The organism is Roseovarius sp. EC-HK134, from assembly GCF_902498815.1.
GTDB classification, from domain to species: Bacteria; Pseudomonadota; Alphaproteobacteria; order Rhodobacterales; family Rhodobacteraceae; genus Roseovarius; species Roseovarius mucosus_A.
Map to the genome: position 1 here is coordinate 3,487,511 of NZ_LR701544.1, position 12,889 is coordinate 3,500,399.

At 60.9% G+C, this 12,889-nt stretch carries 9 protein-coding genes and 1 pseudogene; 1 reads left to right on the forward strand and 9 read right to left on the reverse strand.

Annotated elements, in window-relative coordinates; translation table 11 throughout:
- The first annotated feature begins 20 nt into the window (after positions 1-20).
- Complete coding sequence (locus GC127_RS20700; RefSeq protein ID WP_151979469.1) at positions 21-2,474, forward strand: SIR2 family protein; 2,454 nt, start codon at positions 21-23, stop codon at positions 2,472-2,474.
- Positions 2,475-2,840: 366 nt separating this feature from the next.
- Here the strand turns inward: GC127_RS20700 and GC127_RS20705 are convergent, their stop codons facing one another.
- The 9 genes and pseudogenes from GC127_RS20705 to hemA form a co-directional block, all read right to left on the reverse strand.
- Positions 2,841-3,032 (reverse strand): hypothetical protein, encoded by a 192-nt coding sequence (locus tag GC127_RS20705; protein ID WP_151979470.1) that lies wholly within the window; start codon positions 3,030-3,032, stop codon positions 2,841-2,843.
- 49 nt (positions 3,033-3,081) lie between these two features.
- Positions 3,082-3,681, reverse strand: a pseudogene (locus GC127_RS20710) (acylphosphatase); the annotation flags it as partial.
- An 81-nt stretch (positions 3,682-3,762) separates the two neighbouring features.
- Entirely contained in the window at positions 3,763-5,193 is a 1,431-nt protein-coding gene (locus GC127_RS20715; RefSeq protein WP_151979473.1) for a nickel-dependent hydrogenase large subunit, read from the reverse strand.
- On the reverse strand, positions 5,190-6,182 hold the full coding sequence (locus GC127_RS20720) for a HupU protein (protein WP_151979474.1): 993 nt from the start codon (positions 6,180-6,182) through the stop codon (positions 5,190-5,192). Before GC127_RS20720 ends, GC127_RS20715 begins: the two co-directional genes overlap by 4 nt.
- Entirely contained in the window at positions 6,179-7,492 is a 1,314-nt protein-coding gene (locus GC127_RS20725; protein ID WP_151979475.1) for a sensor histidine kinase, read from the reverse strand. The genes GC127_RS20720 and GC127_RS20725 overlap by 4 nt, the downstream gene beginning before the upstream one ends.
- A 124-nt stretch (positions 7,493-7,616) precedes the next feature.
- Entirely contained in the window at positions 7,617-8,891 is a 1,275-nt protein-coding gene (gene eno, locus GC127_RS20730) for a phosphopyruvate hydratase (protein WP_151979476.1), read from the reverse strand.
- Between the two features lie 90 nt (positions 8,892-8,981).
- Positions 8,982-10,109, reverse strand: coding sequence for a flavodoxin-dependent (E)-4-hydroxy-3-methylbut-2-enyl-diphosphate synthase (ispG, locus tag GC127_RS20735; protein ID WP_151979477.1), 1,128 nt, complete (start codon positions 10,107-10,109; stop codon positions 8,982-8,984).
- A 78-nt stretch (positions 10,110-10,187) separates the two neighbouring features.
- Entirely contained in the window at positions 10,188-11,426 is a 1,239-nt protein-coding gene (locus GC127_RS20740) for a helix-turn-helix domain-containing protein (protein WP_008282521.1), read from the reverse strand.
- 114 nt (positions 11,427-11,540) lie between these two features.
- The gene (gene hemA / locus GC127_RS20745) at positions 11,541-12,770 is read right to left on the reverse strand and encodes a 5-aminolevulinate synthase (protein WP_081506515.1); all 1,230 of its coding nucleotides are present in this window, start codon (positions 12,768-12,770) and stop codon (positions 11,541-11,543) included.
- Between the last annotated feature and the right edge of the window lie 119 nt (positions 12,771-12,889).

Genomic DNA, 12,889 nt, shown 5'->3' on the forward strand with positions numbered 1-12,889 from the left:
CAACTTAGGAGTCCATATCCATGCCGACCGATTCACATGAGAAATTCCAAAGGCGTTTAAACCTGGCCCGCAACGGCGGTGGCATCCTATTTTGCGGTGCCGGATTTTCTGCGGATTGTCTGAATTTCAAGCCGGATGAAACGCTCGGCACGGGCGCACAGCTCCTCAATCTATTCAATACCGAACTCAGGCAGGAGCCGCCATACAGGGATCTTAAAAACGCTGCCGATGCCTTGTGGGACAAGATTGCCGACAACGGCATGATGAAACTCCTGAAAGATCGTTTCACCGTTTCCAATGTAACTTCTGACATGGCCGATCTGTTACGCTATCCTTGGCAAGCGGTCTACACGACAAATTACGACAATGCGCTCGAAATTGCGGCGCAGGCAACGAATAAGCCGACCGAGGCTCTCAACAACACCGACGATCCCGGAACGGCCATACCAAATCTCCCGATCATCCATCTGCACGGCTATGTGCAGAAATGGGACATCCATAACATACGTGAAAGCTGCGTGCTTGGCGCCGAAAGCTACTCAAAGCTTACCTTCGTAAAAAGGTGGCTCAGCCGCTTTCGGCGCGACATCGATCAGGCTCAGATTGTGGTCTTCGTCGGGTTTAATGCCGGTGATTTCCACCTCAACCAAGCAATCAACGACCTGACCGGCTTGCGTGAAAAGGCCTTCTTCATCAACCGCCCGACCGCTCAAGCCGATCCCGATGTCACTGCGGCACAAAATCGGCTTGGCACGCCTCTATTCACCGGCCGGGCTGGGTTTGCCACCACTTTAAGGGAACTTCTGGCCAAGGATGCGCTGAAAGAGCCGCGCCTCGCCAGTTTCGCGAAATACACACCTCCAGACCCCGCGACTACCGTTCCTACGCAAGCTCAAATCGAAGACCTGTTTCTTTACGGCAAGGTCGAACCCTCTCAACTCGCGCGGGATGCGTCCAACGATGTATCCGACTACCATATACAGCGCAGCGTCATACAGGAAACTCTGGCTGCCATCGCAGGTGGTGGCCGCATCGTGCTTCTTGAGGGATACCCCTGCGATGGCAAGACTCTGCTTACAGCCGATCTTGCCTATCGCCTGTCGGGGGCAAGACCTGTCTACCAAATGCGCCAAGCTTATGAAACCGTGCTGAACGAGGTCGCAGACATTCTGCACCATGCGCCGAACGCCACACTGATCATCGAGAACTGCTTTGATCTGCCAGCAGAACGGCTTGCCAGCATCGCCCGTCAGTTTGATGGGCAGGAAGGCGTCTTGATCTTCACCAGCCGGGCCGTGGCGACCGATGCCAACCCTAATGGCCTCGCAACGCTCGAAGGCTTCGGAAGTTTTCGGAAAATGCCCCTCGCCCGTCTTGACGAGAACGAGGCGCAAGCCCTGAGCGACCTCGCCGATCAAATCGCCGGGTGGCGTGATTTTCACGCGCTTGATACCGCCACGCGGCTGCGTTTCATTCAGAGCACCTGCCAAGCAAGCTTGCCGCATTTCCTCATGAGGTTGCTCCGGTCAGATTACGTTGCCAGTCGGTATCGAGAAGAATTCAACAAGCTATCACTTAGCCAGACTGAACGCCAAGCGATCATCATCGCGCTCTATGTCACTCATATAGGTGAGAATGCACCGGTCTCCTTTCTCAGCAATGCGATGGAGACCGATTATGGCGCCATCATCGACAACCTGAATGCGCGGGCCGGAAATGACACCTTCCGTCTCGTGCGCCGGACCGGTGAGTTCATCCAAACTGTCCCCTCGATCGGGGCCCAGAACATCCTGCAAAACCTTTTCAAAGATGATGAAATCGTCGAAGCTATAGTCCCTTTGTTAAGGAATCTTGCGGCGACCTATCGCAACTCGTTCGAACAGCGCATGTTCAATCAGATGATGCGGTTTTCAATCCTCTCCGATGTCGTAACCGACCAGGATGAAATCGACCGGTTCTTCGAACATAACAAGCAGGAACAGCAAATCAGGCGAATGCCGCTTTTTTGGCTACAATGGCACATGGCCAAATGCGCGGCCAGCGACCTTCTCGTCGCCGAGAAGCTTCTCGAACAGGGCTATGGAGAAGCCAAGGAATTCGAACGCCGCACAAGTAAGACTTTCGACCGGCGCCAACTCAACGACCGGCGTGCGAAGTTTCTGATGTTGCGGGCGGAAAAAAACAACCGCGCCGGGGTCGACCTTTTCAGGGATTTCAAAGAGGCTATCGAACTTACTGACAAGATCCTGCGCCAGAACGACCCGCAGCACTATCCGTTCGAGACTCTTGCGGAAATCGTGCGAAACTATGGCGTGGTGGGTCATCACTTGGATGACGGGCAAAAGCGAGTGATCGATACGTGGCTGGAGAAGCTCTCAATCTATGCCAGCACACGGATCGGCATGCTTCCTTCTGGATATCAAAGGGACAAAGCCCAATCTGCGCTCGACAATATTGGCGCACGATCATCATAGGGTGAAAGTGAGCTGTGATGGGATTTTATTCATCTGTGACTGAAGCCCGCCTCACGGCGATCTGATCGTCTGTCTCGGACTGGCTCGCCTTGAAGGCCGACCACAACCAGCCCCTCCAAAAAGCGGACCCTCGCGCCAGATTTAACGAGGGCCCGCATCCCGCCAAATTTTTTGAAAAACAAACGTTTGCAAGCGCATAAATAGCTGTTCTGAATTCGCGGGGAGCACCTTTCTTGTAAGGCTCTTTCGCGTTTTCTGCGGCGCTAGAATGAGAAAGGTCTTGCACCAGTTTGCGGAGGTTTTGGGCGGTGTCCCTGCCAAATTTTCCCCCTATCATCTCGCATGGTATGCCAGAACCGCCAGGTTTCAATCTCTGCCGTCTCTCCATGCTTCCAGAAAATCCGCCAATATCCGCCGCATCGCCTCCGGGCGGGTCGGGACATCATCTAACGTTCGTCGATAAGCATCAATCTCACTGATCATCTCGGGTTCCATTCGGATCATCACGGGCTTGGTGTCCGTCTTCGGGCGACCGATCTTCTTTTTTTGCTCAGGCATGTCGAATCATCCTCAAATCTGCTTGACTATTTGATTACAACATTACATNGACACAGGCCACCGCCCCCGCAACGGCATCGCCACCCCCCGGCTCCAGCCAAACCCTCGGGCCACATTCAGGACAGGCTACGGGCTGCGCATGAAACCGCCGGTCGGCGGGGTCTTCATATTCGGCGCGACAGGCGTCGCACATCGGAAACGCCGCCATCGTGGTGCGCGCCCGATCATAGGGCAGCCCCTGCAATAGGGTGAAACGCGGCCCGCAATGGGTGCAATTGGTAAAGGCATAGCCCTGCCTGCGTCCCGGCGCGAAAACCTCCGCCACACAGTCGGGACACGTCGCCGCATCGGGGGTCACCCGCGTTTCGGCCCCCACGCCCCGGCTTGGCGCAATCTCGAACCCGTCGGGCAGATCGAACACCGCCACCTCGTGCAAAACCGCATCGACCCGCGCCAAAACCGGCGCGCGCGCGGGAATAGCCGCCACGAATGCCGTCAGACCTTCGCCCGCCGCCTCGATCAACACCCCCTCAGGATCGTTGAACACGCGGCCACGCAGCCCCATTTGCCGCGCCAACTGCCAGATATAGGGGCGAAATCCCACACCCTGCACCTGCCCCCGCACCCGGATACGCCAGCCTTCATCCATAGCCCGGCCTTTCATCTGGCCTCAAATACCTCGGGGGGGTCGCGCCATCGGCGCGACGGGGGCAGCGCCCCCACGCCCCGCTCAATGCACCGTGCAAACCATGCAGGGATCAAAACTGCGCACAATATGCTGCACGGCAATCGGCGTCTCCTCGCCCGGCTGCACCTCTGCGCCGACCAGTGCCGCCTCAAGCGGCCCCGGCACGCCGCCCGCATCGCGCGGGCTGAAATTCCATGTGGTCGGCGCGATGATCTGCCAAGATGCAATGCGCCCCTTTTCAATCCGGCACCAATGGCCCAGCGCGCCGCGCGCCGCCTCTACCAAACCTTCCCCCACCCCGTCACGCGGCGGGGCCCAGTCGGCCATGAACCTTGATGCAGGATCAATCCCGGCCAGCCTCTCCTCCATCCCCACCTGCGTGCGCGCAATCTCCAACAGCCGCCCGATGATCCGCGCCCGCACCCCGCCCTCGCTCGCCATGGCCCGCGCCAAAGGATGCCCATCCACCACTTGCCGCGCCAGCGCGCCGGTCTCATAGCCCAAGCCCCCCAGTCGCGGGGCCTTGCACCAGCTATAGCCGGGATCGCGCATCGCCTCGTCGGGCACAGTCTGCCCCGCCTCCGGATGCACCGCCTCACCCAGCATCCAGGCATGGCTCAGGTCCTCGGTGATCTGCGCGGTCTCCAGAACCCCAAGCGCGCCCCCAGCCCAAACACCGCGCGCAAAAACCGGCCCTTCACCACTCGGATAGGCGCCATAAGACAGATAGCGCCCAGATCCCTGCCCCATCCCCGCCAAATCTAGGTCGGCGGCAATCTCCAAGAAAAGCGCCACATCCCCAGTGTCCCACGCCTCCAGCGCAGCGACACTCTCCAAGGCGATGAACGCCTCCAGCGGCGCGCCGAACATCTCGGCTTCCAGATAGGCGCGAAAGGCCCGCAAACTGGCCTGCATCCGCAGCTTGTCGCGCAAGGAGGGCGCGCGCGTGACCCCTCCAGGCTGAATGGCCAGCGTATGCGGCCACTTGCCCCCCAAAAGGCCCACGATATGCAAAAGCCGCGCCCGCGCCTCCAGCGCCCCATGCAGCGCCGAGCCTTGCATCGCCGTGAACCGCGCCACGGTGCGGGCATGCCAACGCCGCCCCGCATAAACGCTGCGCGCGAAATCGGGCATGAAGAACAGGTTGAAATGCGTCATGTGATCGGCCTGGTTCTCGACCATATGCAAAAGCGCCGCCACCTTCTCGCCCTCAGGGGCCGGCACCACGCCCGCCGCCTGCGCCAAGGCCCGTGCCGCCGCCGCCGATTGGCTGATGGAACAGATCCCGCAAATGCGCGGCGTGATGGTCAGCGCATCCATTGCCCCCTTGCCCAACAGCATCCGCTCGAACCCGCGAAACATCGGCGAATTCACCTGCGCAGACCGCACCCGGCCCTCCGCCACATCCAGCCGGATTTCCAGATCCCCCTCGACCCGGTTGAACGGGCCAACCAAAAGCTGCGTGTCGCTCATGGCTTGGGTTTCTTGAGGCTGGGGGGCACGGTGATCCGGTCGGCCACCGCATTGCGCGCGATGCGCGGCGGGGTCGCAGCCTTCGACAGGCTCGCCAGTGCCATGAACCAGGCTTTTGGCATGTCAGACGGCAGGCCCACCGGAATCCCTGCGAATTTCGGCGTCTCGGCAAAGCCGTGGCCCGGCTCCTCGAATTCCGGCGCGGTGCAGTTGATGCACGGATAGCCCGCCCGCGTGCAACTGCCCTTTCCATTCCAGCCGCGAATATTGCAATCCCCCACCGCCTGCGTGCCGACACAGCCCAGATGCTCCATCATGCAGCCCATTTCCGACAGATGCGTCGCACTGGCCTTGTATTCATAAAACTCATTCTTGGGACAGGCATGATGCACAAGGTGATCCGCATAGAAACGCGGCCGCCCATAACCATCAAGCATCTCTGCCCGCATCTCGCCCGCTGCCAGCATCAAAAGCGTCTCTGTCACCCAATCCGGATGGGTGGGGCAGCCCGCCACATTGATCACCGGCAGGCCCGAGCGTGACCGAAACTCCGCCGCCAGCGCGCCGCCCACATGCGCCCCGTCATATTGCACGCCCACCGCATCGGCGGGATTCTCACCCGCCGAGGTGACGCCGCCATAGGTGGCACAGGTGCCCACCGCCACCACATGCCCCGCGCGCGGTGCCAGATCCCGCAGCCAGTCCAGCATCGACCGCCCGGTGCCTGCCAGCATATGAAACCGCCCGGTGCCATTCGGCCCCCGCAGAATAGACCCCTCAACACAGAGAATATCGAGCGTTTGACGCTCCTCGCGAATATCCTCCAACATGCGCCGCACCGGCGCGCCGGTGGCCTCGCTCAGTGTCGGATGCCACAGAAATTCCAATCCCGCCCCCGCCAGCAAAGCCAGCACATTGGGATCCTCGGCACAGAGAAGCGACATGGTGCAGCCGCCACAGCCCCCCGATTGCAGCCAAAGAATATTCATGCCGCCCCTCCCCGTGGCAGGCTCAGGCGGAAACAGGCCCCCGGCCCGGCCCGCTCGACCAGTTCCAACGTGCCGCCATGTTCCTCGACAATCTTATGCGAGATTGACAGGCCAAGCCCCGTGCCCTTGCCCACCTCCTTGGTGGTATAGAACGGATCGAAAATCGCCTGCGCATCCGCCGCCGCAATCCCCGGCCCCGTGTCGGATATCTCGAGCACCGCGCGCGCGCCCTCGTCACGCAGGTCAAGCCGCAGCGCGGGTGCCTCCATGCCTTCCATCGCATCCACCGCATTTTGCACGAGGTTCATCAACACCTGCTGGATATGCCCCGGTCGCCCCCGCACCATGCAGGGCGCCTGCCCCTCATAGCTGATCCGCAGATCGGATTTGCTGCCGCGCTCAATCCAGTTGACGGCGATGCGCGCTGTCTCGAGCAGATCGAAATCGGTCATTTCGCCCGCCCCATCCGCCGACAGCCGGCGCAAATCCTCGACAATATCGCGGACCCGTTCGGCCCCGTCGCGCGCGCCCTGCACCACATGCGCAAGGTTCTTGAGATTGCGATCCAGCTTCAACGCCTCGCGCAGCGCCACCAATTCCTCGCGGCTCGCCCCCGCCTGAACCCGCTCGAAATAGGTCTCGAACTGCGACAGGTACTTCTCCAGCGTATGCGTATTGGCATAGACGAAACTGATCGGGTTGTTCAGCTCATGCGCCACGCCAGCCAGCAACCGCCCCAGAGAGGCCATCTTTTCATTGCGCACCAACTGACCTTGGGTCTGTTTCAGCGCCTCATGGCTGCGCTCAAGCTCTGCATAGGCCCGCTTCAGCGCCCCCAGTGGCCGCCCAGTCAGCACAACGCCGGTGCTTTTGCGGCGGCGGTCAAGCTGCGGTGCGATGCTGAATTCCACCGGCTCCAAACCATCGGGCGTGATCAGATCCGCGCTCTGGGTATGGGTGCGGCGCAGGGCGACCGTTTCGGCCACCGCAGCACTCAATCCCCCGGTGTCGGCCTCGGCCACAAAGTCGCGCAAGGGCCGCCCCACCAGATCGGCCACCTCGATCCCCACAAGGTTGCAAAATGACGCGCTGGCATCGGCAATCGCGCCATGCTTGTCAGCCACCACCAGATAATCACTGATCGACACCATGATCGAGGACAGGAAATGCCGCAGATTGGTCAGTTCCGCATTGCGGCTCTCCAACTGCTCCTGATAATCCACCAGCTCCGCATAGGTCCGGTCCATGGCGCGCAAGACATCAACCCAGGTCTGGTCGCCCAAATCCTTGCGCAGATCATCGATTCCCATGCCAGACCAGCCTCCGGGCCAAGACGCCTCAGCGCGCCTTGACCAAGCCTAAAACCAATCCGGGAAAAACAAAAGCGCCACGCAGAGGGGAACGGAATTTTACAATCCGCCCCCCCGCGCGCGCTTATTGCAGGATCGAACGCCCCGCATAAATCGCCGTCTCGCCCAGCATTTCCTCAATCCGGATCAACTGGTTGTATTTCGCCAGCCGGTCCGACCGCGCCAGACTGCCAGTCTTGATCTGCCCGCAATTGGTGGCCACAGCCAGATCGGCGATGGTGGCATCCTCGGTTTCGCCCGAGCGGTGCGACATCACATTGGTCATGCGCGCGCGATGCGCCATATCGACCGCTTGCAGCGTCTCGGTCAGCGTGCCGATCTGGTTCACCTTGACCAGCATCGAATTGCCGCACCCGCGCTCGATCCCCATGGCCAGACGTGCGGGATTGGTGACAAAAAGATCATCGCCCACCAGCTGCACCTTGTCGCCCAGCGCCTCGGTCAGCGCGCGCCAGCCCTCCCAATCGTCCTCGGCCATGCCGTCTTCGATGGAAATGATCGGGTAATCCGCCACCAGCGCTTGCAGATATGCAACATTTTCAGCGCTGCTCAGGCTCAAACCCTCGCCAGAAATTTCATATTTGCCACCTTTGTAGTATTCCGTCGCGGCGCAATCGAGACCAAGGTAAATCTCCTCACCGGGGCGGTAACCCGCCTTCTCAATCGACTTGAGAATGAAATCCAGCGCATCGCGCGTCGAGGACAGGTTGGGCGCAAAGCCGCCCTCATCGCCCACACCCGTCGCCAGACCCGCCGCCGACAGCTCTTTCTTCAGCGTGTGGAACACCTCAGAACCCATGCGCACGGCATCGCGGATATTCTCCGCCGCCACCGGCAGGATCATGAATTCCTGAATGTCGATCGGATTGTCGGCATGCTCACCGCCGTTGATGATATTCATCATAGGCACCGGCAGCACCCGCGCCGAGGTGCCCCCCACATAGCGATAGAGGGGTTGGCCGGAAAAATCCGCCGCCGCCTTGGCACAGGCAAGGCTCACGCCCAGAATCGCATTGGCCCCCAGACGCGCCTTGTTGGGCGTGCCATCCAACTCGATCATCGCCATATCGAGCGAAACCTGCTCGGTTGCATCCATACCCGCCAGCGCCTCGGCGATCTCACCATTGACGGCGGCCACGGCCTCCAGCACGCCCTTGCCCATATAGCGGGCCTTGTCACCATCGCGCCGCTCGACCGCCTCATGCGCGCCTGTCGACGCCCCCGAGGGCACCGCCGCGCGGCCCATGGTGCCATCCTCAAGCGTCACATCGACCTCAACCGTCGGATTGCCCCGGCTGTCCAGAATTTCGCGGGCGTGAATGTCGATGATACTGCTCATGGGCGGGGAATCCTTTGCTGGAATTGGCTCGCGCCTGCCTTAGCAAGTTTTCCACGCTTTGCAAACGCAGCAGAGCCGCAAACCCCGCCCCTACTCCGCCGCCTGCGCCGCTGTCTCTGCGTCAATCTCGGCGGCCCGTCGCTCGACCTGTTCGACGATGTGGTCGATCATCTGGGCATTGTCCATCCGGTGGCTCTGCTTGCCCGCCAGATAGACCATGCCATTGCCCGCCCCGCCGCCGGTAAAACCGACATCGGTCATCAGCGCCTCACCGGGGCCATTGACCACGCAACCGATGATGCTCAGGCTCATCGGCGTCTTGATATGCTCCAGCCGCTTTTCCAGCGCCTCGACCGTCTTGATCACGTCAAACCCCTGCCGCGCGCAGGACGGGCAAGAGATGATATTGACCCCGCGATGCCGCAGCCCCAGCGATTTCAGGATTTCATAGCCAACTTTGACCTCTTCCACCGGATCAGCCGACAGGGAAACCCGGATCGTATCGCCGATCCCCATCCACAACAGGTTGCCCAGACCAATCGCGCTCTTGATCGTGCCCGACATGAGGCCGCCCGCCTCGGTGATGCCAAGGTGAATGGGCGCGTCCGTGGCCTCGGCCAGTTGCTGATAGGCGGCGGCGGCCATGAACACATCCGACGCTTTCACACTGATCTTGAACTCGTGGAAATCATTGTCTTGCAGAATACGGATATGCTCCAACCCGCTCTCGACCATCGCATCGGGGCACGGCTCGCCATATTTGTCCAAAAGGTGCTTTTCCAGCGACCCGGCATTCACGCCAATCCGCATCGAACAGCCATGATCCCGTGCTGCCGCGATCACCTCGCGCACGCGGCGCGCATCGCCAATATTGCCCGGATTGATCCGCAGGCACGCGGCCCCCGCCTCGGCTGCCTCAATCCCGCGTTTGTAATGGAAATGAATGTCCGCAACGATGGGCACCGGGCTTTCGCGCACGATATCTTTCAGCGCCTTCGCCGATGCCTCATCCGGCACCGAGACCCGGACAATATCCGCCCCCGCATCGGCGGCCGCCTGCACCTGTGCCACCGTGCCTGCCACATCGGTGGTCAGGGTGTTGGTCATCGTCTGCACGGTGATCGGCGCATCGCCCCCAACAGGGACATTGCCCACCATGATCTGACGGGATTTGCGGCGGTAGATATTGCGCCACGGGCGGATATGATTGAGCGACATCGCGTCGGGCCCCGTTCGTCTAAAGGTGACTTTCCCACACGATAAACCGTGCCGGGGTCAGGGGCAATCGCGTGTCGCTTATTGCTGCGGAACAGCCTCAGGCGCGATCTGCGCCTCGGCCACATACCGCATCAAATCCTGATCTGCTGTGATATCGGCCAAGGCATAGCGCCCGGTCAGCCCCTCTGCCGTCAGCGCCAACCCCGAAGTGACCGCCCCTCGTGTGCCCGCAGGCCCATAGTGCTGCCCGTTCACGGCGAAATAAATCGCGCCCGATTCGCCCACACGCAGCGTCGGCGGCTCTTCCGTCGCAGGCACCGGGTAGGTATCACCCGCGTTCAGAATACCCTCAAAGATCACGCTGCCATCGGCGGCACGCACCCGCACCCAGGCCGGGCGCACCGCAACCACCTGCACCTCTGCCAAATTTCCGGCCACCACCTGCGGCCGGTTCGGGCCGGGCGCGTCAAAGTCTTGTGCCTCGCGCAGGGCCAGCGCAATGCCACTGTCGCGATCCGCCTCTGGGGCGACCGGGCTCAGCGTGCCCACTTCGCGCGGATCAAGCGTGGAAATCGGCGCATCCCGCGCCACCATAACCGGCACATCCAGCGCCTTGGGCCGGTACAGCCGGCTCAACCGTTCATCGCGCGGCGGCTGAAACACGCCCGACGCGGCCTCCTCGCCCTGAGGCAGATCATCGGCAATCACCGCAGCCCCGCTCAACGGGTCAAGATCGGCCAAGACTACCGGCGTATTCTCTACCGGCGCAAGCTGCACCTGCTGCACCTGCCGCAATACGCTCCACCCGCCATACCCAATCGCCCCGATCAGCACGACCAGCACCAGCGCCGATCCAATCGCCCCCGGCTCGATCCGCGACAGGAAACTCTCAGAGGCAGGCAGGAATGGCGTATTGGGCGACACCAACGGATCTTGCAGCGCCGCCTTGCGCTGCTTGACAGGGCCAGCCTTGCGGATCGAAGACGCCTCTGCCGACATCCCATGGGCAATCGAAAACCCGGATTCGTCGCAAAACACCTTGAACGCCTGATCTGGGTCCATACCCAGATAGCGCGCATAGGACCGGACATAGCCGGGAATGAAACCGGGGGTGTCAAAGGCAGACGGATCGCAATTTTCAATCGCGGCCACGTAATTGGCCTTGATCCGCAGCTCACGTTCCACATCCAGCAGGGATTTTCCAAGCGTCGCGCGCTCGCCGCGCATCAAATCGCCAAGGCGCAATTCAAAAGCGTCAAAGCCTCGGGCTTCAACCTCTTCTACTTCGGCCTTCCGCGAAAATCGCCGCCCGATCATGCGCCCCTGCCTCTCGAGTGTCTTGCCCAGCTGCCCAAATGTCCCGATTCGAGCTCTGAACTTTTCTTTCTCAGACCGTAACACAAGGCAAGGTATAATGCACGTGCAGAGAGGTTAGCCCGCCAATTCGGCGCGATTCAGCGCACAATGGCTCCAGAGCTCATCCATGGCGCGCACCAGCGCATCCATCTCTTTGGGGCCATGCACCGGCGAGGGTGTGAACCTCAGCCGTTCGGTGCCGCGCGGCACGGTCGGGAAATTGATCGGCTGCACATAAATGCCATAGCCTTCAAGCAGCATGTCGCTCAATTTCTTGGTATGCACCGGATCGCCCACGATCACCGGCACGATATGGCTGCCATGATCGATCATCGGCAGGCCCATCGCCTTGAGCCGCGTCTTGAGGATTTTCGCCTGAGTCTGATGCTGCGCCCGCAGCGCCGCGCCCTCGGCCGTCTTCAGAAATGCAACCGAGGCACTGGCCCCCGCCGCCAATGCCGGCGCCAGTGAGGTCGAGAAAATGAAGCCCGGCGCATAGGACCGAACCGCGTCGCACATCTTGGCGCTTGCCGCGATATAGCCGCCCATCACCCCATAGGCCTTGGCCAAGGTGCCATTGATGATATCCAGCCGATGCATCAGCCGGTCCCGCTCGCAAATCCCCGCCCCGCGCGCGCCATACATGCCCACCGCATGCACCTCATCGATATAGGTCAGCGCGCCAAACTCATCCGCAAGATCGCAAATCGCTTCAATCGGGCCAAAATCGCCGTCCATCGAATAGACGCTCTCAAAGGCAATCAGCTTGGGTGCGGCGGGATCATCCGCCGCCATCAGCTCGCGCAGATGTGCCACGTCATTGTGCCGGAAGATCCGTTTGGCCCCGCCATTGCGGCGCACGCCTTCGATCATGCTGGCATGATTCAGCGCATCGGAATAAATGATCAGCCCCGGAAAGAGCTTGGGCAGCGTGCTCAGCGTCGCGTCATTGGCGATATAGGCAGAGGTAAAAAGCAGCGCCGCTTCCTTGCCATGCAGATCGGCCAATTCCGCCTCAAGCCGCTTGTGATAGACCGTCGTGCCGGAAATATTGCGCGTCCCGCCAGATCCTGCGCCCGTGGCGTCAATCGCCTCATGCATCGCCGCAAGGACAACCGGATGCTGACCCATGCCCAGATAATCGTTGCCACACCACACAGTGATCGGCTGCTCGGCCCCATCGGGCTTGCGCCACACCGCATGGGGAAAATTGCCCTTCGTCCGCTCGATGTCGATAAAGGTGCGATAGCGACCTTCCTGATGCAAACGGTCGATCGCCTGATCCAGCTTGGCTTCGTAATCCACTGGCGTTTCCTTCCTGATCGTCACCGGCAAACGGGGCCAGCCGTCCTTCGGGTCTTGGGCGGCGAACCGGGCCACCTATTCAATATTTGGAATGGATATAAAATACATTCCCCTCACGC

Coding starts and splice junctions, on each gene's coding strand:
- GC127_RS20700 (WP_151979469.1), top strand. CDS start 21: ATGCCGACCGATTCACATGAGAAATTCCAAAGGCGTTTAAACCTGGCC.
- GC127_RS20705 (WP_151979470.1), bottom strand. CDS start 3,032: ATGCCTGAGCAAAAAAAGAAGATCGGTCGCCCGAAGACGGACACCAAG.
- GC127_RS20715 (WP_151979473.1), bottom strand. CDS start 5,193: ATGAGCGACACGCAGCTTTTGGTTGGCCCGTTCAACCGGGTCGAGGGG.
- GC127_RS20720 (WP_151979474.1), bottom strand. CDS start 6,182: ATGAATATTCTTTGGCTGCAATCGGGGGGCTGTGGCGGCTGCACCATG.
- GC127_RS20725 (WP_151979475.1), bottom strand. CDS start 7,492: ATGGGAATCGATGATCTGCGCAAGGATTTGGGCGACCAGACCTGGGTT.
- eno (WP_151979476.1), bottom strand. CDS start 8,891: ATGAGCAGTATCATCGACATTCACGCCCGCGAAATTCTGGACAGCCGG.
- ispG (WP_151979477.1), bottom strand. CDS start 10,109: ATGTCGCTCAATCATATCCGCCCGTGGCGCAATATCTACCGCCGCAAA.
- GC127_RS20740 (WP_008282521.1), bottom strand. CDS start 11,426: ATGATCGGGCGGCGATTTTCGCGGAAGGCCGAAGTAGAAGAGGTTGAA.